Origin of the sequence: Actinocorallia herbida (assembly GCF_003751225.1) — a bacterium.
GTDB lineage: Bacteria > Actinomycetota > Actinomycetes > Streptosporangiales > Streptosporangiaceae > Actinocorallia > Actinocorallia herbida.
Window position 1 is genome coordinate 9,319,379 of the sequence record NZ_RJKE01000001.1, and the last position, 22,990, is coordinate 9,342,368.

Below are 22,990 nucleotides of genomic sequence, written 5' to 3' on the forward strand. Positions count from 1 at the left end.
CTTCACCGCGTGAACCCCGCCGAACTCATCAGCCCGACCGTCTCCCAGACCCTCGCAGACCGGGCCACCCGCGCCGACTACGGACGCTGGGCGACACAGGTCAAGCACACCGGAGGATGCGCACAGCCGGTGCACCTGCGCGGCAGGGTGACCCACCTCGACCCGGCGACCGGTGAAGTCCTCCGCCACTACTCGACCTCGACCGAACCAGACGGCGTCTTGCGGGTCGCCTGCAAGACCCGGCGGGCCTCTCGCTGCCCTGCCTGCGCTGAGGTCTACCGGGCCGACACCTATCAACTCGTCCGGGCCGGCCTCGTCGGCGGCAAGGGCGTCCCGAACGCTGTGACGGGGCATCCGGCCGCGTTCGTGACGCTGACGGCGCCGTCCTTCGGCCCCGTTCACACGACCCGGAAGACCAGGACCGGCAAGACCTCGCCCTGCCACCCTCGGCGAAGCGGCGGCACCTGCCCACACGGCAACGCCCTGGGCTGCGGGGAACACCACCACCCTGACGACCCGCGCCTGGGCGAACCGCTCTGCCCCGACTGCTACGACTACACCGGGCACGTCCTGTTCAACGCGCTCGCGCCCGAACTGTGGCGACGCTTCACCCTCGCGCTCCGTCGACGCTTGGCCAAGACCGCGGGCCTGACGCTGACCGAGTTGAAGACCTCGGCGGTGGTGTCGTTCGCCAAGGTCGCCGAGTACCAGCGGCGCGGCCTCGTCCACTTCCACGCCGTCATCCGCCTCGACGGACCACACGGACCCACCTCCACCCCGCCCACCTGGGCGACCTTCGACGCACTGACCGATGCCGTCCAGCACGCGGCCGGGGCCGTCCGGGCGTCCTCTCCGGCTGCTGACGGGTTGGGTCCGCGGGCGTTCGCCTGGGGCCTGCAACTCGACATCCGACCGATCAACGCCTCTGGTGAGCTGACGGATCAGGCCGTGGCCGGCTACATCGCCAAGTACGCCACCAAGGCCGCCGAATGCGTCGGGACCGTCGACCGGCGTCTCTCCCCGGGAACCGACCTCGACACGCTCGACCTGCGCGCCCACCCCCGGCGGCTGATCGGCGAATGCCTCCGCCTCGGCGCGTTGCCGGGGCTGGAGGATCTGCGGCTGGCGGAGTGGGCTCACATGCTCGGCTTCCGCGGCCACTTCTCCACCAAGAGCCGCCGGTACTCGACCACCCTCGGGGCCCTGCGCGAAGCGCGCGCCGAACACCAGCGCCAGCAGTCCGAGGAAGTCACGACCGGGCGGCTGCCTCTCTTCGCAGAAGACACCGTTCTCGTCGTCCGCGACTGGCGCATGGTCGGCCGCGGCCATACCCCCGGCGAACTCCTGCTCTCGGCTGCGCTGTGCGGCCAGAAGCTTCCGGCCTTTCACCCGATCGGAAGGAACACCACTTGAACGGACCCGAGCAGGCTCTCTACCGAGTCTCTGACGTCATTGCGCGGCTTCGGCTGAGCCGGACCGTCGTCTACGAACTTCTTCGCTCCGGGCGGCTGCGCTCGGTCAAGGAAGGGCGTACCCGCCTGATCCCCGCATCGGCCCTGCGCGAGTACGTCGCGCTCCTTGAAAGGGAAGCCGCCTGATGACCAAACGACGCGCACGCGGAGACGGCGGGCTGCACTGGGATGAATCCCGGCAGCGTTGGATCGCCAGTGTGACCGTGGGCTACACCCCCGCGGGCAGGCGCATTGTCCGGAAGGGCGCCGGCCGGACGAAGACCGAGGCGAAGGAGAAGCTGAAGGAGGTGCTTCGGGACCACGAAGACGGGCTGGCCATCGCGCCGACGAACTACACGGTCAAGAACGCCGTGGAGGACTGGCTTCGGTTCGGGCTCGCGGACAAGGCGGCGAAGACCGTCGAGACCTGCACGATTCATGCGAAGACGTACATCATTCCCGACCTCGGGGCGCGCAAGCTCCGGGAGCTGTCGGCCGAGGACGTCGAACGGTGGTTGGAGGTCAAGGCGAAGACGCTGAGCACCAGGACGTTGCAGGCGCTGCACTCGGTGCTGAACCGGTCGGTGCGGCGGGCCATGGCTCGGGACAAGGTGAAGCGGAACGTGGTGGAGCTGTGCGCGGTCCCTCAGGGGACGGCGGGGCGGCCGTCGCGGTCGCTGAACTTCGCTCAGGCCGTCGCGCTCCTCGCCAAGTCCGAGGAACACCGGATGCACCCGTACATCGCGGTCTCGCTGCTGACCGGGGCGCGGACCGAGGAACTGCGGGATCTGCGCTGGGAGCACGTCGACCTGAAGGGGAAGCCGGCCAAGGGAGACGTGCCAGAAGTCCCGCCGCACATCGCCGTGTGGCGGTCGGTGCGGGCCGGTGGGGACACGAAGACCAGGAAGTCCCGGCGGACGCTGGCGCTTCCGGCTCGGGCCATTGACGCCCTGAAGACCCAGCGGGCACAGCAGAGGAGGGAGAAGGCCGCTGCGGGGGAGGGCTGGAAGGAACACGGCCTCGTCTTCGCTTCCAAGGTCGGCACGCCGCTCGACGCCTCGCACGTTCGGCGGGACTTCCGGAACGCGATCCGCGGGGCCGAAGGGATCTACGCGGACTCCTGGACGCCGCGGGAGCTGCGGCACAGCTTCGTGTCGCTGCTGTCGGATGGCGGGCTGTCGATTGATGAGATCGCGAAGCTGGTTGGGCACAGCAGTACGGCGGTCACGGAGACGGTGTACCGGCATCAGATTCGGCCGGTGATCCAGACGGGGGCGACGGCCATGGATCGGATCTTCAAGGGGGAGTGACGGGCTTAGTCACCCAGTTAGACACTCAGGGCCGTGATCGATTTCTCGATCACGGCCCTGGACTGGTCGGGGTGGCGGGATTTGAACCCACGGCCTCTTCGTCCCGAACGAAGCGCGCTGCCAAGCTGCGCTACACCCCGGTGCCGGTAACCTTGCGGTTTTTGGCGCCTCGGAGAGTCTACAGGATGTTGGGGGGTGGACGGGAATCGGATATCGGGAGGGTGGGGGTTCGGGGGTCAGGGGGGTGGGGTGAGGGTGAGGAGGGTCGCTTCGGGGGGGCAGCAGAAGCGGAAGGGGGCCATGGGGGAGGTGCCGAGGCCTGCGGAGACGTTGAGCCAGGAGGCGTTCCAGCGGTGGAGGCCCTTGACGCGGGGGCGGTCGATGCCGCAGTTGGTGGCGAGGGCGCCGTAGAAGGGGACGCAGACCTGGCCGCCGTGGGTGTGGCCGGCGAGGAGGAGGCGGTAGCCGTCGGCGGCGAAACGGTCGAGGTTGCGGGGCTCGGGGCTGTGCATGACGCCGATCGTGAGGTCGGCGCGCGGGTCGACGGGGCCCGCGATCGCGTCGTAGCGGTCGAGGTTGATGTGGGAGTCGTTGATGCCCGCGAACTCGATGTCGAGGTCGGCGATCTTGAGACGGCCCATGTGGTTGTTCAGGTCGAGCCAGCCGGACGCCTTCAGGGCCGCGCCGAGCTCCAGGTAGGGAAGGTTCGGGGTGCCGCCCCGCTTCTTGTAGTCCTTCTGTGAGGTGCGCCACATGTAACGGGCGGGGTTCTTGAACGTCGGGGCGAACATGTCGTTCGAGCCGTAGACGAACACGCCTGGACGGTCCAGGAGGGGCCCGAGGAGTTCGAGGAACGGGCCGATGGCGTCCGGGTGGGAGATCGAGTCGCCGGTGTTGATGACGAGGTCGGGTTCCAGCGCGTCGAGGGCGCGGACCCACCGGATCATGCGCGTGCGGCCGGGCGTCAGGTGCGCGTCGGACAGGTGGAGCACCTTGACGGGGCGGGCTCCAGGCTTGAGGACGGGCACCTCGTGCCGGCGCAACATGAACCAGTTGCGTTCGATCAGCGACGCGTAGGCGAAGGTCGCCGCGCCGGCGCCGAGGAGGCCCAATGGGGCCGCGAGAAGCTTCCGCATCCGTCAATGCTGCCAGACGACGGGCATCGGCGGGATAAAGGGAGTGATCCGCCCAGGTCGTCAGGGCATGATGGTGGTCATGTTGAAGGAACAGCTCGAGTCGGACCTCACGAGCGCGCTCAAGGCCCATGACGATGTGCGCAAGCGGACGCTGCGGATGGCGCTGGCGGCCGTGACGAACGAGGAGAAGGCCGGCAAGACCGAGCGGACGCTGAGCGACGACGAGATCGTCAAGGTGCTCGCGCGGGAGGTCAAGAAGCGCAAGGAGGCCGCGGAGGCCTTCGCCGGCGGCGGCCGCGCCGAGCAGGCGCAGGCGGAGCGGGACGAGGGCGCCGTTCTCGAGGCGTACCTGCCGCAGCAGCTCTCCGATGACGAGCTGGCGACGCTCGTGCGCGAGGCGATCGCCGAGTCGGGCGCCGAAGGGCCGCGGGCGATGGGCGCGGTCATGAAGGTGGTGAACCCGAAGGTGGCGGGCCGGGCCGACGGCGGCCGGGTCGCCGCCGAGGTGAAGCGCCAGCTCGCCTCCTGACGCCGTGACGCAGACGGCCGCTCCCCCAGGTGGGGGAGCGGCCGTTCGCCGTCTCAGTGTCCGCCGCCGGGCCCGCCTCCGCCGCCCCTGCCCGAGCTGACGTAGATCGTCACCGTGGTGCCGGGTTCGGCGCGGCCGGGGGAGACCCGGGCGACGGTGCCGCGCGGCGCGTTGGAGCGCACCTGCTTGCCCGCGACCCGGGTGGTGAACCCGGCCTCGCGCAGGATCGCCTCGGCCTCCCCGACGGGCTTGCCCTTGACGTCGGGGACGGGGATCTCCTTGACGTCGCCGAAGTCCTTGACGGGTGCCTTGAAGTCGATCACCTCGACGCCGGAGAGCGCCGCGCTCATGGTCCGCTGCCAGACCGGGCCGGGGATCGTCGCGCCGTAGATGCCGGTGACGGGGTGGGCGTGGCCGCCGCGGAAGTCCCAGTACGCGGTGGCCGCGGCGAGGTTCGGGGTGTACCCGGCGAAGACGGCGCAGGAGTAGTTCTCACAGGTGCCGGTCTTGGCCGCGGCGGGCCGTCCGATGCCGAGCCCGCGCGCGGTGCCCTGGGTGAGGACGCCTTCGAGGATCATCGTGGTCGCGTCGGCGACCTGCTCGTCGACGACCTGGTCGCACTTCGTCTCGGGCAGGTCGACCTTCTTGCCGTCGGGGCCGACCGCGCTGGTGATGACGTTCGGGGCGCAGTACTTGCCGCGCGCGGCGATGCCCGCGTAGGCGGCGGCGAGGTGGACCATGTCGATCGGGTTGACGCCGAGGACCTGCGAGGGGATCGGCTGGAGCGGCTGCCCGTTGGTCCGGATCATGCCGAACTTGGTGGCCATCTCGGTCGCCTCGCAGACGCCGACCTCCTTCTCGAGGTGGGCGTAGAAGGTGTTGACCGAGTGCCAGGTGCCCGTCTTCATGTTGAAGGTGCCGGACTCGGAGTCGCTGGCGTTGGCGACGGGCCAGGAACCGCCGCCCAGGCGTCCGTTGACGGCCGGCGGATAGTCGTAGGCGCAGTCCGGGAATCCGCTGACGACGGTGGAGGCGGGCGAGGAGAAGGACGTCCGGATGGGCAGGCCCTGGTCGAGGGCCTCCATGAGGGTGAAGACCTTGAACGTCGATCCGGCGTCGACGCCGAAGACGCTGCCGCCGTGCGCCTCGTCGGCCGCGAGGTTGATCGTGGTCTGGCCCTTGCCGGGGCCGTACTTCTTGCTGTTGGAGATCGCGAGGACCTTCCCGGTGCCGGGCTGCACGACGGCCTCGACGTTGACCTTCCAGCCGGTCGGCTCGGTCGCGTACTTGACGGCCTGGTCGGCGGCCTTCTGGACCTTCGGGTCGAGCGTGGTGTGGATCTGGTAGCCGCCGCGCAGGAGCTGCTTGCGCGCCTTCTCGCGGAGTTCTTCCTTCTCCTTGGCGTCCTTGGGCTTGGCGTCGCCCATGAAGATGTTGACCATCTCGTTGTAGACGTAGTTGCAGAAGTACGGGCTCGAGCTCGCCTCGCAGCCGCCCTTGGGGTGGAACTCGTTGAGCTTCAAGGGCTGGTCGTGCGCCTCCGCGGCCTCCTCGGCGGTGATCTCGCCGAGCTGCTGCATCCGGGCGAGGACCGTGTTGCGCCGTTCCAGCGCGGACTCGGGGTGCAGGGTCGGGTCGTAGCCGTAGGGGTTCTTGGTGATCCCGGCGAGGGTCGCGGCCTGGACGAGGGTGAGTTTGGCCGCGGTGGTGTTGAAGTACCGCTTGGCGGCGGCCTGGATGCCGTAGGCGCCGGCGCCGAAGTTGGCGATGTTGAGGTAGTCGCGAAGGATCTCGTCCTTCGACATCGTCTGCTCGAGGTGGAGGGCGAGGCGCAGTTCGCGGAGCTTGCGGTTGAGGGTCGCCTCCGTCGCGGCCTCGTAGCCCTCTTCGCTGTCGGTGTTGTTGACCAGCATGTTCTTGGCGAGCTGCTGGGTCAGCGTCGAGCCGCCCTCGACGGTGCCGCCGTTGGTGGCGTTGCGGGAGAGCGCCCGGATGGTGCCCTTGAGGTCGAGGGCCCCGTGCTCGTAAAAGCGGGAGTCCTCGATCGCGACGATCGCCTTTTTGATGTTGTCCGAGATCTGCTCGAGCTGGACGTTCTCGCGGTACTCGTCGAAGAAGGTCGCGATGACCTTGCCCTTGGAGTCGTACACGACGGTCTTCTCGGCGGGCGCGCGGGTGATCTCCGCGACGTCCATGTCCATGAAGCCGTCCGCGGCCTCGCGGGCGGTGATACCGGTGCCGCCGATGCCCGGGAGCACCACGAGGGCGACGAGCACCCCCGCCGCGGCGCTGGCCGCGAGGAGCTTGAGCAGCGTCAGCACTGTCGATTTCCGGGCTTTGGTCGAAGGCAGCACGGGGCTACGGTACCCGGAACGATCGACCATGCCGTCCGATAAGGGGCTTTCAGCTCATCGCGCTCGCCCGTTGCTGAGGAATACGGTGACCGTGCCGCCCCTGGTGATCTGGGTCGAGGGCGAGGTGAACGCCACGGTGCCCTTGGGCAGGTGCGATGTCACGGGGCCGAGCGAGACCGTGGTGCGGAAGCCCGCCCGGTCGAGTGTCGTCAAGGCGCTGCCCAGGGACATCCCGCGCGTGTCGGGCAGGTGGACGGACGGCCGGTAGGCCCGGTGGGCGGCGCTGATGCTCGCCGACCAGATCTCCGCGGGGATGCCCGCCCCGTACACGCCGCTGACGGGGTAGCGGAAGCCGCCGCGGTAGTCCCAGTAGGCGACGGACGAGGCCAGGTCGCGCGAGATCCCGGCGAAGACCGCGCAGGAGAAGTTCTCGCAGGTGCCGGTCTTGCCCGCCGCGTCCTTCGAAGGCTTGTCGATGCCCTTCGCGGTGCCGCGCGGGCCGAGCACGCCGCGCATGATGTCGTAGGTGGTGTCGGCGACCCAGGGCGAGACCGCCTTGCGGCACTGCCGCTCGGGCGTGTCGAGCCGGACGGGCCTGCCGCCGGGCCCGGTCGCCTCGACGATCGAGACGGGCGGACAGTACACGCCGTGGTTGGCGATGCCCGCGTAGGCGGCCGACAGGTGCACCATGTCGACCTCGTTGCTGCCGAGCACCTGCGGCGGGACCTCTTGTAGTGGTGAGCCGTCGCCGCGCGCCATCCCGAACCGCTCGGCCATCTTCACCGCCTTGCAGAGGCCCACGGCCTTCTGGAGCTGCGCGAAGTAGGTGTTCACCGAGCCCCAGGTGCCGGTGCGCATGGTGAACCTGCCGGACTGGCTCTCGTGGGAGTTGCCGACGTGCCAGGCGGGCAGTTCGCGGCCCTTGCAGGTGGTGAAGCCGCCGATGGTCATGCCGCCGGGTGAGGGGAAGGAGGTGCGGACGGGCAGGCCGGCGTCGAGCGCCGCGAGCAGGGTGAAGATCTTGAAGGTGGAGCCCGCGGACACCCCGATGCCGCCGCCGTGCGCCGCGTCGGCGGCGAGGCTGAGCGTCGTCTTGGGCTTGGCGGTGCCGAACTCCTTGGAGGTGACGAGCGCCTTGAGCCTGCCGGTCCCGACCTCGACCATGGCCTGGGCCGCGACCCGGTCGGACGACGCCGACGTCCGCGTGTCGACCGCGTGCTGGACCGCCTCCTGGATGCCGGTGTCGAAGCTGGTGCGGATGGTGAAGCCGCCGCGCTGGAGCCGGTCGGCGGCCTCCTTGAGCCGCTCCGGCCTGCCCTTGGACAGGACGCGGATCATCTCCGCGCGCACGTACATGCAGTAGAAGGGCACCTGGCTGGTCGAGCAGCCTCCCTTGGGCTGCTTCGGGGACAGGTGGACGTTCCGCGCGGTCTCGCGCCGCTGCTCGGCCGCGCCGATGACGTTGAGCTCCGCCATGCGGGCGAGGACGATGTCGCGCCGCTCCTTGGCGGCCTTCGGATGCAGCAAGGGGTCGAAGGCGAACGGGTTCTTCGTGATGCCGGCGAGGAGTGCCGCTTCAGGGAGGGTCAATTTGGAGGCGGGCTTGCTGAAGTACCTCTGCGCGGCCGCTTGGACGCCGTAGGCGCCCGCGCCGAAGTAGGCGATGTTGAGGTAGCCCTCCAGGATCGAGTCCTTCGACATCGTCTGCTCGAGCTGGAGCGCGTACCGCAGTTCGCGCACCTTGCGCATGAACGTGGTGGCGGTGACGCGCTGACGGTCCCGCTTCGTGCGCGCGTTGGAGAGGAGAAGGTTCTTGGCGTACTGCTGGGTGAGGGTGGAGCCGCCCTCCCGGGTCTCCCCGGCCTCGGCGTTGCGGGTGACCGCTCGGAGCACGGCCTTGGCGTCGAGCGCGCCGTGCTCGTAGAAGCGGGAGTCTTCGATGGCGATCATCGCCTGCCGCATGACGGGCGCGACCTGGTCGAGCCGGACGGGGTCGCGGAACTCGTCGAAGAACGTGGCGATCGGGGTGCCGTCGGCGGCGTACACGACGGACTTCTCCGACGGGAAGCGGGTGATCCGCTCGACGTTCATGTTCTTGAAGTCGTCGGCGGCCTTGCGCACCCCGAGCCCGGCCGCGCCTACCGCCGGCACCAGCAGCAGCGCCACGAGGCCGCCCGCGGTGGCGCTCGCCGCGACGAGCCGGCGGAGCACGCCGATCCTGCTTTCCCGATCCCCCGATTCGAGCATGTCGATCAAGGTACCCAAGGAGTACCGCGCTACTCGGCTGCTGCGCGGGCGAACCGTGCACTGTAGCAGTGACTAGTCATCAGGCGCGTCATGGCCCCAGCGGGCTATATCGAGAATGGGCCCTCTGGGGTCTGTTGAATCGCCCCTCGCTTCCGTAAGTTTCTCCCCACGGCTTTTGTTTTGGCGGCCTGACGTCCGCGCCCGTCTGGCCAAGGAGCCCACAACTACACAAGACCCTAGGGGAGTGGGGCCAAGATGTGGATCACGGATTGGACCGCCCGTGCCGCCTGCCGTAACGCGGACCCGGACGCCCTGTTCGTTCAGGGCGCGGCTCAGAATCGGGCCAAGCTCATCTGCCGGGGCTGCCCGGTACGAACGGAGTGCCTGGCCGACGCGCTGGACAACAAGATCGAGTTCGGTGTGTGGGGCGGGATGACGGAACGGGAACGTCGCGCGTTGTTGCGGCGCAAGCCCGGCGTCACCTCATGGCGCGAGCTGCTGGAGACGGCGAAGGAAGAGTACGAGCGCACCTCTGACGATTCCGACGAGCTCGTCGCGAGCTGAGTCTGAACAAGAAGACCCGGGTACCTCGTAGGTACCCGGGTCTTCTTCGTCCTAAATGTCAGATCGATCCCTGGCCGGATGTGGCCATCGCCGCGCCGATGACACGCAGCCCGTCCAGATCGTGGACGTCCTCGGCCTGCGCCGGCACGGTCGTCACCGGGACCGTCGGATTGGCCGCGGCGAAGTGGTCGCGCAGCCGTTCCTGCCGGGCGGCGAGCTGCATCCGCTCGGCGTGCAGCCGCAGCAGCGACGCGGTCAGCGGGTGGTCGCCGCGCTCGGAGAGCATCTCGGCGGCCGCGGCACTGCGCGCGGAGGACAGCGAGTGCGCCGCGGACATCGCCATCCGGTTCACCACGAGCCCGGCGAGCGGCATCCGCTCGGAGTTCAGCCTGTCGACGAAGTAGGTGGCCTCGCGCAGCGCGTCGGGTTCCGGCGCGGCGACGACGAGGAACGCGGTGCCGGGCGACTTCAGCAGCTCGTACGTCTTCTCCGCGCGTTCCCGGAAGCCGCCGAAGACCGTGTCGAAGGCGGTGACGAACGTGGAGACGTCCTTGAGGAGCTGGCCGCCGAGCACCTTGGTGACGGCGCCGGTGACCATGCTGAACCCCGCGGTGAACACCTTCATGCCGATGCGCCCGCCCGCTTTCGCGGGGGCGAGCAGCAGCCTGATGAACCTGCCGTCGAGGAAGCGGCCCATCCGCTCGGGCGCGTCGAGGAAGTCGAGCGCGTTCCGGGACGGCGGGGTGTCGACGATGATGAGGTCCCACGCGTGCGAGCGGTGCAGCTGGCCGAGCTTCTCCATCGCCATGTACTCCTGCGTGCCCGAGAAGGACGACGACAGCGACTGGTAGAAGGGGTTGGCCAGGATCAGCTTGGCCCGGTCGGGGTCGGAGTGCGCCTCGATGATCTCGTCGAAGGTGCGCTTCATGTCGAGCATCATGGCGTGCAGCTCGCCCTCGCCCTCGACGCCCTGGATCTTGCGCGGGCTGTTGTCGAGTTCCGACAGGCCGAGCGACTGCGCGAGCCGCCGCGCCGGGTCCACGGTGAGCACGACGACGTCGCGGCCGCGTTCGGCCGCGCGGACGCCGAGGGCCGCCGCGGTGGTGGTCTTGCCGACGCCGCCGGCGCCGCAGCACACGATGATGCGGGTGCGCCGGTCGTCGATCAGCGCGTCGATGTCGAGGTTCTTCACGCCGCTCCTTGGTCGCGCAGGGCTTGGGCGAGCTCGTACAGGCCCGCGAGGTCCATGCCGTCGGGCAGGAAGGGCAGGTCGTAGCGCGGCCGGTGGGTGATGCGCGCCTTCTCGCGCTGCTCCAGGCCGGTGCGCTGGGAGTGCTCGCCGGCCTCGGCGGCCAGCGCCGCGGCGAGGTCCGCGGCGTGCTGCTCGAGTCCGGACGCCTTGAGACCGCGCGTGACCTCCTCCAGGTCGAGCGCGCCCTCGCCCGCGGAGTCCAGCGCCTCGGCCGAGAGGATCGCGGGCCGCTCCATGTTGACGACGACGCCGCCGATCCCGATCCCGGACGCGCCGAGGTCGTGGATGCCGTCCAGCGTCTCCTGGACGGGCATCTCCTCTAGGAGCGTGACGAAGTGGACACGGGTCTGCGGGGAGCGGATGACGCTCATGACGAGGTCGCCGTGGTTGCGCACGGGGCCGACCTTGGCCAGGTTGGAGACCTCGTCGGAGATGTTGAGGAACTGGGTGATGCGCCCGGTCGGCGGGGCGTCCATGACGACGGCGTCGTACTTGAACTTCCTGCCCTCCTTGCGGCGCACGGATTCGGTGACCTTGCCGGTGAGGATGACATCGCGCAGGCCGGGGGCGATGGTGGTGACGAAGTCGATGACGCCCAGCTTGGTCAGGGCCTTCCCGGCACGGCGGAGGTTATAGAACATCTCCAGGTACTCGATGAGGGCCTCTTCGGTGTCGATGGCCAGGGCGAAGACCTCTCCTCCGCCGTGGGCCACCGCGACCTTGCGTTCCTCGTAGGGCAGCGGGGGGACGTCGAAGAGCTGGGCCACGCCCTGTCTGCCCTCGACCTCGACGAGCAGCACCTTCTTGCCGCCGGACGCCAGGGCGAGCGCGAGGGCCGCGGCCACCGTCGTCTTGCCCGTCCCGCCCTTGCCGGTGACGATGTGCAGTCGCACGCCGTCCCAATCGGTGTCTTCAACGCTCACGTCTTCGAGGTTATCGTTCGACCCCTGAAGATCATCAGTGCGTCGGTAAGTAATCCCTGATACGCGATCCGCGGCCTAGTCTGGAACCGGGGACACCCTCGGTCCCGTCTGATCTGCACCAGATCTGCGTGGAGGTGCTCGATGTCAGCTCTCATCCTGCTACTAGGCGTTCTGATCTTTCTCCTGCTGATCGGGGCCGCCACCGGCGTCCGGATCGTCCAGCAGTTCGAACTCGGCATCGTGTTCCGGTTCGGGAGGCTGCTCACCGAGAGCGTCCGGGGCCCCGGCCTGACGCTCATCATCCCGATCGCCGACCGGCTCCAGAAGGTCAACATGCAGACCGTGGCGATGGGGGTGCCCAGCCAGGACGGCATCACCCAGGACAACGTGACGGTTCAGGTCAACGCGGTCGTGTACTTCCGGGTGATCGACCCGAGCAAGGCGATCGTCAACGTCCAGAACTACGTCTACGCCGTCTCCCAGGTGGCGCAGACCTCGCTGCGGTCGGTCATCGGCAAGGCCGAGATGCAGGAACTGCTGTCCGAGCGCGACAAGATCAACACCGCGCTGCGGGCGATCATCGAGGAGATGACCGAAGGGCCCTGGGGCGTCCGGATCGAGCGGGTGGAGATCAAGGACGTGTCGCTGCCGGAGGGCATGAAGCGCTCGATGGCCCGCCAGGCCGAGGCCGAGCGTGAGCGCCGCGCCCGGATCATCACCGCGGACGGCGAGTACCAGGCGTCCAAGCGGCTCGCCGCCGCGGCGCACGAGCTGTCCAAGGACCCGGCCTCGCTCCAGCTGCGCCTGCTCCAGACCGTCACGGACGTGGCGGCCGAGAAGAACAGCACGCTGATCATGCCGTTGCCGGTGGAACTGCTGCGGTTCTTCGACAAGATGACGCCGGGCGAGGAGCGCGCGGCCGAGCCCGTGGCTCAGCCGGTCGAGGAGCCTCCCGCGCTGGAGGCGACGATGCAGGACCTGCCCGACGTCGCGGAGCTCGCCGGCGCCGAGCCGCCGCAGGGCGAGGCCGTCCGCCCGAAGGGACTGGAGTGACCTCTACGCTGGTCCCATGACCAAGTGGGAGTACGCGACAGCACCTCTGCTGATCCACGCGACGAAGCAGATTCTCGACAACTGGGGCGCCGACGGGTGGGAACTCGTCCAGGTCATCCCCGGCCCTCAGGGCGGGGACACCCTGGTGGCCTACTTCAAGCGGCCGCTGCCGTGAGCGCGGTCGCGGAGCGGCTGCGCGAGCTGGGCCTCGACCTGCCCGAGGTCGCCAAGCCGCTGGCGGCCTACGTCCCGGCCGTCAGGTCCGGGGACTACGTGTACACCTCGGGGCAGCTCCCCCTGGTCAAGGGCGAACTGCCCGCGACCGGGAAGGTCGGCGCGTCCGTCACGCCCGAGCGGGCGGCGGAGCTCGCGGCGATCTGCGCGCTGAACGCGGTGGCCGCCCTGGCGTCCCAGGTGAACCTCGACGACGTCGTGCGGATCGTCAAGGTCGTCGGGTTCGTGGCGAGTGCCCCGGACTTCACCGGGCAGCCCGCGGTCGTCAACGGTGCGAGCGACCTGCTGGGCAAGCTGTTCGGCGACGCGGGCGTGCACGCGCGCAGCGCCGTCGGCGTCGCCGTGCTTCCGCTGGACGCGCCGGTCGAAGTGGAGCTGATCGCCGAAGTCAGGTAACGCTTGACTTATCGGTTGTACAGCGCACAGATTGTCCGGATGAACGGACTTGAACTTCCCGCCGAGTTCCTGGAGCGCATCCGGGACCTGGAGTCGGGGCGCGTCCAGCCCCCGGTCCTGAAGCACGCGGCCACCGTGCTGCTGCTGCGGGACCGGGCGGACGGCCTCGAGGTCTTCATGCTCCGGCGGGTCTCCTCGATGGCGTTCGCGCCCGGCGCGTACGTCTTCCCCGGCGGGGGCGTCGACGCCCGTGACGCCGAGTACCACCAGCCGGTGACCGACTTCACGTCCTGGGGCGAGGTCTTCGGGGCCGACGAGGGAACCGCGCGCGCGCTGGTGTGCGCCGCCGTCCGGGAGACCTTCGAGGAGGCGCACGTCCTGCTCGCGGGGCCGTCCCCGGACAAGATCGTGGAGGACACCGCGCCGTACGAGGCCGACCGCCTCGCCCTGCTGGACCGCTCCCACTCGCTCGCGGGCTTCCTCGACGCGAACGGGCTGGTCCTGCGCGCGGACCTCCTGCGGCCGTGGGGGCACTGGATCACCCCGATCATCGAGAAGCGCAGGTACGACACCCGCTTCTTCGTCGCGGCCCTGCCCGAGGGGCAGCGGGCCCTGGACGTCAGCACCGAGGCCGACCGGGTCGCCTGGGTGCGGCCCGCCGAGGGGCTGGAGCGGGTGACCCGCGGTGAGTGGTTCATGCTGCCGCCGACGATCGCGATGCTGAAGAGCCTGACCGCCTACGGGAGCGTGGCCGAGGTGCTGGCCGCGGAACACAGGTTCGCCGTGCACCAGCCCGATGCGAAGATCATCGACGGGGTTCCGTATCTTGTCCTTCCAGACGAGGCTTCACACCAATATGAGGCGTGATGGGTATTTCACGGCGTGAGATCCAGGCGGCGCGGAAGTTCCTCGCCGAACCTTCGGCGGCCCTGGCGATGATGGGGTCGCGCGGGGGCGTCCTCGGCCGTCTCGCGGCCCGGGGGCTCCCCGAGACGGTCATCGGCGGGACGGACCGGGCGGCGGCCGTCCTGGCCGTCAACCCGTCCCCGATGACGCTGACCGGGACCAACAGCTGGATCCTCGCCGAACCCGGGGCGAAGCGGGCGATCGTCGTCGATCCGGGGCCGAACGACGGACGGCACCTGCGCGCGGTCCTCGCCGAGGTGCACCGGCGCGGCCTGGACGTCGGGCACATCCTGCTGACGCACGGCCACCACGACCACGCCGCGGGAGCCAAGCGCTTCTCCCGCATGGCCAAGGCGCCCGTGCGCGCGCTGGACCCCAGGCACAGGCACGGCGGCGAGGGGCTCGTCGAAGGCGACGTCATCGAGGCCGACGGCCTGGAGCTGCGCGTATGGGGCACCCCCGGGCACACCGAGGACTCCCTGTCGTTCTGGCTCCCCGCCGAGCGGTCGGTCCTCACCGGGGACACCGTCCTCGGCTACGGGACGACGATCGTCAGCGACCTCGGCGACTACCTCGACTCGCTCCAGCGGATGAGCGACCACGCCGCCGAGCACGGGATCGACCGGATCCTGCCGGGGCACGGACCCGTCCTGGAGGAGCCCGCCAAGGCCGTCGCGGCCTACCTCGGGCATCGCAGGGCGCGGCTGGAGCAGGTCCGCGGCGCGCTGGAGGCGGGTGCCACCACCGCCCGCGAGGTCGTGGAGACGGTCTACGCGGACGTGGACAGGAAGCTGTGGCCCGCGGCGGAGTGGTCCGTCCAGGCGCAGATGAACTACCTCGCGTCCGGCCGCTGACCCCTTCTGGGGTGGGAGGAGGGCGGCCGGACGGTCACTTCGACCGCTTGCGCAGCCGCTCGATGTCCAGGATGACCACCGCGCGGGCCTCGATCCGCAGCCAGCCGCGCGCCGCGAAGTCGGCGAGCGCCTTGTTGACGGTCTCCCGGGAGGCGCCCACCAGCTGGGCCAGCTCCTCCTGGGTGAGGTCGTGGTGCACGTGCAGACCGTTGTCGGTGGGCTGGCCGAAGCGCTCGGCGAGGTCCAGCAGGGCCTTGGCGACCCGGCCGGGCACGTCGGTGAAGACCAGGTCGGCCATCACCTCGTTGGTGCGGCGCAGCCGCTCCGACAGGGCCTGGAGCAGCGCTATCCCGACCTCCGGGTGGGCGGTCAGGAACGGGCGCAGCTCGTCGTGGCCGAGCCCGGCCAGCCGGCATTCGGTCACCGCGATCGCGCCGGCTGTGCGGGGCCGGGGGTCGAACAGCGACAGCTCGCCGAACATCTCGCCGGGGCCGAGCACGCTGAGCAGGTTCTCGCGGCCGTCGGGGGCCATCCTGGTGAGCTTGATCTTGCCGTCGAGCACGACGTAGAGCCGGTCGCCGGTGTCGCCCTCGTGGAACAGGCTCTGGCCCCTGGCCAGGCGCACCTCGCTGACGTGCTGGCGCAGCGCCTTGGCGCCTGCATCGTCCAGCGCCTGGAACAGCGGGGCCTTACTGAGTACTTCGATATCGCGGTCCGACACGCCTTCTCCTCCCGAACACGCACTTGTATGCCCAGTGTGACGCACCTCGCACCGAGCGAGTGAACGTGGGGTCTTGGCGCGTCCGAGTCCTGACTTTACCGATCCACCGGCCTCGTGTAGCAGCCAGTGCCCTTGGTAACAGCTTACTCTCAGGTAACTTCAGTACACGTCCCGTACGTACCTTTTGTCACTAGCGAGTTTCTTCACATAGCGATCGGCGGCCTCCTTGGTGAGTCCGCCGTGCAGGACGGCTATTCCGCGCAGGGTCGCGTCGACGTCCTTGGCCATGCGCTGGGCGTCGCCGCAGACGTAGAAGTGGGCGCCCTCCTCCAGCCACTCCCAGAGCCGCGCGCCGTGCTCGCGCATCCTGTCCTGGACGTAGATCTTGGCCCGCTGATCCCGGGAGAAGGCGAGGTCCAGCCGGGTGAGGAACCCGTCACCGTGCCAGGACTCCAGGTTCTCCCGGTGGTAGAAGTCGGTCGAGGCGCGCTGTTCGCCGAAGAAGAGCCAGTTCCGGCCCTTCGCCCCGCGCGCGGCCCGCTCGTCGAGGAAGCCGAGGAAGGGCGCGACTCCGGTGCCCGGGCCGACCATGATCATCGGGGTGGAGGGGTCGGCGGGCGGACGGAAGTGCGGGGACCGCTGGACCGCGATCCGCACTTCGGTACCCGCCGGGGAATCGGCGAGGAAGGTCGACGCGACCCCCTTGCGCACCCGGCCGCGCAGGTTCTCGAAGCGGACCACCGAGACCGTCAGCCTGATCTCGTCGGGGTCCGCGGCGGGGCTCGAGGAGATCGAGTAGCTGCGCGGGGAGAGCGGCCGCAGGACCTCGGCCCACTCCTCGGGCGCGGCGGCCACGGGGAACTCGGCGACCACGTCGACGGCCTGGCGGCCCCACGACCACTGGTTGAGCTCGTGCTCGTTGCCGGGCCGCAGGAGCTTCTTCAGCAGCCTGTCGCCCGTGCGGTCGCACAGGAAGCGCAGCAGGGCCGGGGTGATCTTGGTCAGGTCGCGGGAGGAGAGATCCACGTCCTCGGGCAGGCCCGCCGCCTTGCGCCACTCCTCGACGAGGTCGGGGCAGTTCACCGGGCGGACGGTGAGGGCGTCTCCCGCCTCGTACGTCAGCCCTGTGCCGGAGATGTCGAAGGCGAACTCGCGGACCTCCTTGGCGGCGCCAGGGAGGCTCAACAGGCGGTTGCCCGTCAGCGGGGCGGTCACGGGGGCCGCCTTGCGGGGCGCGGGCGGAGCCGGGGAGGCGGGGGCCGCAGGGGCGGCCGCCGGGGGGACGCCAGGGGAGAGCGCCTGGACGACCTCATCCAGCCAGCCCCGGGCCGACGGCTCGAAGTCGGGCTCGCAGTCGACGCGCGGGGCGAGCCGGACGGCGCCGAGCTCGCCCAGCCGGTCGTCCACACGGCGGCCGTGCCCGCAGAAGTCGTCGTAGCTGGAGTCGCCGAAGGCGAGGACCGAGTAGCGGACCCCGTCCAGCCGGGGCGCCTCCGCCGAGGACAGGGAGTCCCAGAAGCCCGACCCGTTGTCCGGGGCGTCGCCGTCGCCGAAGGTGCTGGTGATCACCAGGACCTCCGACGCCTCGCGCAGCGCGTCGGGCGTGGTGTCGTCCATGTTGACCAGGGGGGCGCTCAGCCCGGCCCCGGCGAGCCGCCGGGCCACGTCCGCCGCGAAGTCCTCGGCGTTGCCCGTCTGGGAGGCCCACAGCACCAGCACCGTCCGGACGGGGCCGGGCGGGACGGGCGCGGAGTCCCCGCGGCTGTAGAGGCCCGCGAGCATCCCGTTGATCCACACGGCGTCGTCGGGGGACAGGGGTGCCCCCGCGGGCAGGACGGGCACCTCTCCGGGCGTGGGAGGGGCGGTCTTGAGCGCGGCGAGGAACCCGGCGAGGTAGCGGCGGCCCGCCTCGTCCAGGACGGGCGGGGGTGGCAGCGGGGCGCCGAGAATGTCGGAGGCGCTCATTACGGTGGGTCGCGAGGTGAGTCCGAGGGGTGGCGCGGCCTTCTCGGGGCCCGCGGGGGCCTCGGGGCGGGAGGGGGCGGCGACCCGGGTCAGCGCGACCGCGCAGACCTTGAACTCGGGCTGGAAGGAGAGGGGGTCCACCGCGTCGCTGGTCACGGCGTTGACGCTGAGGTACTCGCCGAACAGGTCGTTCCAGTGGAAGGGGGCGAAGCAGCAGCCGGGCAGCACCCGGTCGGTCACCACCGCGGGCAGCACCGCGCGGCCGCGCCGGGAGGCGACCTCGATCTCGTCGCCCTCGGCGATGCCCAGGGCCGCGGCGTCGGAGGGGTGGATCTCCACGAACGGGCCGGGGTTGAGCTTGTTGAGCTTGGCCACCTTCCCGGTCTTGGTGAGGGTGTGCCACTGGTGCTGGAGGCGGCCGGTGTTGAGGGTGAACGGGTAGTCGTCGTCGGGGAGTTCGGCGGGGTCGAGGTGCGGGCGGGCATAGAAGACCGCCTTGCCGCTCGGCGTGGGGAAGACGGGGGTTCCGGTGGAGACGTAACGGACGGGATTGCGGTCGTCGCCTTCGGGGTCGGCGGCGGGCCACTGCACGGGGGTCCGCCTCAGCCGCTCGTAGGTGACGCCGCGCAGATCCCACTCGGTCGCGGGGTTGTGGAAGCGCTTCAGCTCCTCGAAGACCTCTTCGGCGCTTCCGTAGGTGAACGCGTCGGCGAAGCCCATCTCGCACGCGACGCGGGCGATGATCTGCCAGTCCGGCAGGGCCTGGCCGGGCGGCTCGACGGCCTTGGCGGTGAGGGTGAGGTTCCGCTCGGAGTTGACCATGACCCCGTCGCCCTCGGTCCACAGGGCCGCGGGCAGCACGATGTCGGCGTAGGCGTTGGTCTCGGTCTCGGCGAACGCGTCCTGGGCGACGACGAACTCGGCCGCCTCCAGCCCGGCGATCACCGTCCTGCGGTTGGCCACCGAGGCGACGGGGTTGGTGCAGATGATCCAGCACGCCTTGATCGCGCCGTCGGCCATCCGCTGGAACATCTCGACGGTGCCCTTGCCGACCTCGGTGCGCAGCGTGCCGTCCGGAAGGCCCCAGATGTCCTCGGTGAAGGCCCGATCGGCCGGGGAGACCACCGAGCGCTGACCGGGCAGTCCCGGGCCCATGTAGCCCATCTCGCGGCCGCCCATGGCGTTCGGCTGGCCGGTGAGGGAGAACGGGCCGCTGCCCGGACGCAGCAGCGCGCCCGTCGCCAGGTGCAGGTTCACCAGCGCGTTGGTGTTCCAGGTGCCGTGCGTCGACTGGTTCAGGCCCATCGTCCAGCACGACATCCAGTTCGGCGCCTCCGCGATCAGCGCGGCGGCGCGGCGCAGGTCGTCCTCGGCGAGGCCGGTCAGCGCCGCGACCGTCGCGGGGTCGTAGTCGGCGAGGAAGGCGGGCAGCGCGTCCCAGCCCTCGGTGTGCGCGCCGATGAACGCCGTGTCGGTCGCGCCCGCCTCGACCAGCAGGTGCAGGAGGCCGTTGAGCAGCGCGAGGTCGGTGCCCGGCTTCACCTGGAGGTAGAGATCGGCCTTGGCGGCGGTCGAGGTGCGCCGGGGGTCGACCACGATCAGCTTCGCGCCCTGCTTCACCCGCTCCATCATGCGCAGATAGAGGATCGGGTGGCAGTCGGCCATGTTCGAGCCGATCACCAGGAACAGGTCGGCGTGCTCGAAGTCGGTGTAGGAGCCGGGCGGGCCGTCCGCGCCGAGTGAGAGCTTGTAGCCCGTGCCCGCGCTCGCCATGCACAGCCGCGAGTTCGACTCGATCTGGTTGGTCCGCACGAAGCCCTTCGCCAGTTTGTTGGCGAGGTACTGGGCCTCCAGGGACATCTGGCCCGAGACGTAGAACGACAGCGCGTCCGGGCCGTGCTCGTCGAGGATCGCGCGGAGCCGGCGGGCCGTCTCGCTGATCGCCGCGTCGGCGTCCGCCGGGCGTGGACCGCCGTCGGTGTGCCGCAGGGCCGTGGTGAGCCTGCCGGGGGCGGCGAGCATGTCAGCCGTGGTGGCCCCCTTCGTGCACAGGCGGCCGAAATTGGCCGGGTGCGCCTTGTCCCCGGAGGCCTTGACGACTTTGCCGCCCGCGATCTCCAGGACCATGCCGCAGCCGACACCGCAATAGGCGCAGACCGTCTTCACACTGGTACTCACCCGAAAACGGTAAGGAATCCTCGTTACCGTAATGTCACATAGCCCTGTAACGCGGGGTTACGTCCGCCACACACGTGCATCACCGCCGTGGTGAGGTCACGCCGGATAGGCGTGGGTCTCCGTCGCCTTGACCGCCGCCCAGACCGTCGCGCCGGGGTGCAGCTCGAGGTCGGCGACGGCGGCGGGGGTGATGTCCGCGGCCGCCGCGATGGGCCCGGTGAGGTGCACCCGGACGGTCCCGCCCTGCCGCTCCACCCCGTCGATGACCGCCTCCCACAGGTTGCGCGGGCTGCCATCGGGGCGGGTCCGGTAGAGCGCGACGGCGCCGGGCGCGAACGCCACGAACGCGGGACCCTCCAACGGCTCGGCGACGGAGAGTCGCAGCCCCCCGACGTCGACGTGGCCTTCTCCGGCCGTCCCCCGGTAGAGGTTCAGGCCGACCAGCCGGGCCACGTAGTCGGTGCGGGGGCGGCGGGCCACCTCCGCGGGCGGACCCTCCTGGACGATCCGGCCGTCCTCGATGACCACGATCCGGTCCGCGAGGACCATCGCGTCCAGGGCGTCGTGGGTGACCAGGACCGCGACCCCGCCGAAGTCGGCGAGCTGGGCGCGCAGGCCCGCGCGGATCTCCAGCCTGGTGTGCGCGTCGAGCGCGGCGAGCGGTTCGTCGAGGAGCAGCAGTTCGGGTTCGACGGCCAGCGCGCGGGCGAGCGCCACCCTTTGCGCCTGCCCGCCGGACAGCTCCCGGGGACGCGCCTTCTCGTATCCGGCGAGGCCGACCCGCGCGATGAGCTCCCGGGCCCGCTCGCGCGCGATGCCGGGCCGGACGCCCCGGCTGCGCGGCCCGAACGCGACGTTCTCCAGCACCGACAGGTGCGGGAACAGCAGATAGTCCTGGAACACCATCCCGACCGGGCGGCGTTCGACGGGCAGCGCGTCGAGCCGCGCAGCGCCGAGGACGATCTCGCCTTCGTCGAGGTCCACCAGGCCCGCGAGCGCGCGCAGGGCGGTGGTCTTGCCCGCGCCGTTGGGGCCGAGGAGGGCGACGACCTCGCCGCCCGGGACGTCCAGTGGCAGGTCGAGCAGGAACCCGCCGCGCCGCACCCCGAGCCGGGCGCGCAGCCCGCTCATGGGATCCACCTTTCGCGGAGCGCGCTGAGGATCGCCACCGAGACGGCGAGCAGCACGAGGCTGAGGACGATCGCGGCCTCCGGGTCGGTCTCCAGCGCCAGGTAGACGGCGAGGGGCATCGTCTGGGTCTCGCCGGGGAAGTTCCCGGCGAAGGTAATGGTCGCCCCGAACTCGCCCAGCGCCCGCGACCAGCACAGCACCCCGCCCGCGAGCACCCCCGGCGCGATCAGCGGCAGGGTGACCCGGCGGAACACCGTCCAGCGGGACGCGCCGAGCGTCGCCGCGGCCTCCTCGAACCGGGGATCGGCGGCCCGCAGCGCGCCCTCCACGGTGATCACGAGGAACGGCAGCGCCACGAACGCCTCGGCGATCACCACCGCGGCCGTGGTGAACGGGAGCGTGATGCCGAACGCGTCGTCCAGGTACCTGCCGACGAGGCCGTTGCGGCCCAGCACCAGCAGCAGCGCCACACCGCCGACGACGGGCGGCAGCACCATCGGCACGGTCACCAGCGCCCGCACGAGGCGCCGGGCCCGGAACCGGGTCCTGGCCAGCACCCAGGCCAGCGGGACGCCCAGGACAAGGCAGATCGCGGTGGCCAGGGTCGCGGTGATCAGGGAGAGGCGCAGCGCCTCGAGGACGGCGGGCTCGGCGAGGCGCTGCGGAAGGGTCCGCCACGGGGCGCGGACGAGCAGGCCGACCAGGGGCAGGATGAGGAACGCGAGGGCCAAGGCGGCGGGTACGGCGAGCATCCAGGGGGCCCGCGTCCTACGCCGCTTCATGCCCTGCCACCTCCTCGTTCTTCGGATTCCGCCCTGGCCGGGCCGCTCGTTCCGCGTCGCCTCGATGCGGGCGGCGGGCGCACGGCTGCGTGCTCGCCCCTCGCCTCCCATCGGTTCCGGGGTATTTCATCGGGTCTTCCACGCCGTCCTTCTACTTCGGCGGGGTTCTGTCTCCGGGTCTTCGCGCCCCTGGGGGACTTGAGTCGGAACCGCCTGTGTGCGGACGTGCCTTACGGGGTCGTGAAGCCCGCCTTCGTGAAAAGGTCCTTGGCCTGCTGGGAGAGGACGAGGGTGACGAACTCGGCGGCGAGGCCGTCGGCGGGCGCGTCCTTCAGGGCGGCGACGGGGTAGTCGTTGATCGCCTTGTCGGCCTCGGGGAACGCGATGCCCTCGACCTTGTCGCCCGCGGCGAGCACGTCGGTGCGGTAGACGAGGGCCGCGTCGACCTCGCCCAGGGTGACCTTGGTGAGGGTCGCCTTGACGTCCTGCTCCAGGGTGACCGGAGTGATCTTCAGCCCGGCCGCTTCGATCGCCTTCAGCGCCGCGGCGCCGCACGGGACCTGCTCGGCGCAGAGCGCGACCTTGACGGCCGGCTTCGCCAGGTCCGCGAAGTCCGCGATCTTCGCCGGGTTGCCCGCGGGCACGGCGATCTCCAGCTTGTTGCTGACGAACGTGGTCGGGGCCTCCGCGAGGGACGCGTCGGTGACCGTCTGCATGGTCGCGGGGCTGGCCGAGGCGAACACGTCGGCGGGCGCGCCCTGAGTGATCTGCTGGGCCAGGGTCGCGCTGGACCCGAAGTTGAACTTGACCGTCACGCCCTCGTGCGCGGCCTCGAACGTCTTGCCCAGTTCGGTGAAGGTCTCGGTGAGGGAGGCGGCGGCGAACACCGTCACGGTCTTGGCTTCGGTGGCGTCACCTCCCTTGTCGTCGCCTCCGCCGCACGCGGCGGTGAAGGCGAGGAGGACGGGCAGCGCGAGGGTGAGCGCGCGTCGGAACACGGGGGT

At 70.5% G+C, this 22,990-nt stretch carries 20 protein-coding genes and 1 tRNA gene; 10 read left to right on the forward strand and 11 right to left on the reverse strand.

Annotation, left to right across the window (positions count from 1 at the left end; translation table 11 throughout):
- Positions 1–9 precede the first annotated feature (9 nt).
- From EDD29_RS42535 to EDD29_RS42545, 3 genes are read left to right on the forward strand one after another with little or no spacing between them, the layout of a single operon-like run.
- A complete protein-coding gene (locus tag EDD29_RS42535; protein ID WP_246053303.1) occupies positions 10–1,413 on the forward strand; it encodes a replication initiator in 1,404 nt (467 codons plus the stop codon).
- On the forward strand, positions 1,410–1,598 hold the full coding sequence (locus EDD29_RS42540; protein ID WP_123669793.1) for a helix-turn-helix domain-containing protein: 189 nt from the start codon (positions 1,410–1,412) through the stop codon (positions 1,596–1,598). The genes EDD29_RS42535 and EDD29_RS42540 overlap by 4 nt, the downstream gene beginning before the upstream one ends.
- Positions 1,598–2,761, forward strand: a complete 1,164-nt coding sequence (locus EDD29_RS42545; RefSeq protein WP_123669794.1) for a tyrosine-type recombinase/integrase — start codon at positions 1,598–1,600, stop codon at positions 2,759–2,761. Before EDD29_RS42540 ends, EDD29_RS42545 begins: the two co-directional genes overlap by 1 nt.
- Positions 2,762–2,824: 63 nt before the next feature.
- Here EDD29_RS42545 and EDD29_RS42550 read toward each other — a convergent pair.
- Positions 2,825–2,901 (reverse strand) — tRNA-Pro (locus tag EDD29_RS42550).
- A 96-nt stretch (positions 2,902–2,997) separates the two neighbouring features.
- Entirely contained in the window at positions 2,998–3,897 is a 900-nt protein-coding gene (locus tag EDD29_RS42555) for a metallophosphoesterase (RefSeq protein ID WP_123669795.1), read from the reverse strand.
- A 79-nt stretch (positions 3,898–3,976) separates the two neighbouring features.
- Here EDD29_RS42555 and EDD29_RS42560 point away from each other — a divergent pair, with 79 nt between their 5' ends.
- Complete coding sequence (locus tag EDD29_RS42560) at positions 3,977–4,426, forward strand: GatB/YqeY domain-containing protein (RefSeq protein WP_425455002.1); 450 nt, start codon at positions 3,977–3,979, stop codon at positions 4,424–4,426.
- A gap of 53 nt (positions 4,427–4,479) precedes the next feature.
- On the opposite strand, the gene EDD29_RS42565 is transcribed toward EDD29_RS42560, so the two are convergent.
- Positions 4,480–6,780: a penicillin-binding protein gene (locus EDD29_RS42565; RefSeq protein WP_170201792.1), complete on the reverse strand. Its 2,301-nt coding sequence runs from the start codon at positions 6,778–6,780 to the stop codon at positions 4,480–4,482.
- Positions 6,781–6,834: 54 nt separating this feature from the next.
- The gene (locus tag EDD29_RS42570) at positions 6,835–9,027 is read right to left on the reverse strand and encodes a transglycosylase domain-containing protein (protein ID WP_123669797.1); all 2,193 of its coding nucleotides are present in this window, start codon (positions 9,025–9,027) and stop codon (positions 6,835–6,837) included.
- A 255-nt stretch (positions 9,028–9,282) separates the two neighbouring features.
- Here EDD29_RS42570 and EDD29_RS42575 point away from each other — a divergent pair, with 255 nt between their 5' ends.
- Positions 9,283–9,591, forward strand: a complete 309-nt coding sequence (locus tag EDD29_RS42575) for a WhiB family transcriptional regulator (protein ID WP_123669798.1) — start codon at positions 9,283–9,285, stop codon at positions 9,589–9,591.
- A 58-nt stretch (positions 9,592–9,649) separates the two neighbouring features.
- Here EDD29_RS42575 and bagB read toward each other — a convergent pair whose 3' ends face one another.
- Positions 9,650–10,783, reverse strand: a complete 1,134-nt coding sequence (gene bagB, locus EDD29_RS42580; protein WP_123669799.1) for an ATPase BagB — start codon at positions 10,781–10,783, stop codon at positions 9,650–9,652.
- Positions 10,780–11,766 (reverse strand): ATPase BagA, encoded by a 987-nt coding sequence (gene bagA, locus EDD29_RS42585; protein ID WP_123669800.1) that lies wholly within the window; start codon positions 11,764–11,766, stop codon positions 10,780–10,782. The genes bagB and bagA overlap by 4 nt, the downstream gene beginning before the upstream one ends.
- 141 nt (positions 11,767–11,907) lie before the next feature.
- Between bagA and EDD29_RS42590 the strand changes: the two genes are divergently transcribed.
- Genes EDD29_RS42590 through EDD29_RS42610 form a run of 5 tightly spaced genes read left to right on the forward strand, consistent with a single transcriptional unit; the run spans position 11,908 to position 15,209 of the window.
- Entirely contained in the window at positions 11,908–12,819 is a 912-nt protein-coding gene (locus EDD29_RS42590) for a slipin family protein (protein WP_123669801.1), read from the forward strand.
- Between the two features lie 16 nt (positions 12,820–12,835).
- Entirely contained in the window at positions 12,836–12,994 is a 159-nt protein-coding gene (gene sp36 / locus EDD29_RS42595; RefSeq protein WP_123669802.1) for a Sp36 family protein, read from the forward strand.
- The gene (locus tag EDD29_RS42600; protein ID WP_123669803.1) at positions 12,991–13,449 is read left to right on the forward strand and encodes a RidA family protein; all 459 of its coding nucleotides are present in this window, start codon (positions 12,991–12,993) and stop codon (positions 13,447–13,449) included. Before sp36 ends, EDD29_RS42600 begins: the two co-directional genes overlap by 4 nt.
- Positions 13,450–13,488: 39 nt before the next feature.
- Positions 13,489–14,316 carry an NUDIX hydrolase gene (locus tag EDD29_RS42605; RefSeq protein ID WP_211360171.1) on the forward strand — a complete coding sequence of 276 codons (828 nt, stop codon included), beginning with the start codon at positions 13,489–13,491 and terminating at the stop codon, positions 14,314–14,316.
- Positions 14,316–15,209 carry an MBL fold metallo-hydrolase gene (locus EDD29_RS42610; protein ID WP_123669804.1) on the forward strand — a complete coding sequence of 298 codons (894 nt, stop codon included), beginning with the start codon at positions 14,316–14,318 and terminating at the stop codon, positions 15,207–15,209. Before EDD29_RS42605 ends, EDD29_RS42610 begins: the two co-directional genes overlap by 1 nt.
- A gap of 34 nt (positions 15,210–15,243) precedes the next feature.
- On the opposite strand, the gene EDD29_RS42615 is transcribed toward EDD29_RS42610, so the two are convergent.
- From EDD29_RS42615 to modA, 5 genes are all read right to left on the reverse strand, one after another.
- Positions 15,244–15,930 (reverse strand): Crp/Fnr family transcriptional regulator, encoded by a 687-nt coding sequence (locus EDD29_RS42615; protein ID WP_123669805.1) that lies wholly within the window; start codon positions 15,928–15,930, stop codon positions 15,244–15,246.
- A gap of 159 nt (positions 15,931–16,089) precedes the next feature.
- On the reverse strand, positions 16,090–20,073 hold the full coding sequence (locus EDD29_RS42620) for a bifunctional nitrate reductase/sulfite reductase flavoprotein subunit alpha (RefSeq protein ID WP_211360172.1): 3,984 nt from the start codon (positions 20,071–20,073) through the stop codon (positions 16,090–16,092).
- A gap of 96 nt (positions 20,074–20,169) precedes the next feature.
- Positions 20,170–21,204, reverse strand: coding sequence for an ABC transporter ATP-binding protein (locus EDD29_RS42625; RefSeq protein WP_123669806.1), 1,035 nt, complete (start codon positions 21,202–21,204; stop codon positions 20,170–20,172).
- Entirely contained in the window at positions 21,201–21,986 is a 786-nt protein-coding gene (modB, locus tag EDD29_RS42630; RefSeq protein ID WP_123669807.1) for a molybdate ABC transporter permease subunit, read from the reverse strand. Before modB ends, EDD29_RS42625 begins: the two co-directional genes overlap by 4 nt.
- A gap of 230 nt (positions 21,987–22,216) precedes the next feature.
- Positions 22,217–22,984 (reverse strand): molybdate ABC transporter substrate-binding protein, encoded by a 768-nt coding sequence (gene modA, locus EDD29_RS42635; protein WP_123669808.1) that lies wholly within the window; start codon positions 22,982–22,984, stop codon positions 22,217–22,219.
- Positions 22,985–22,990: the final 6 nt, after the last annotated feature.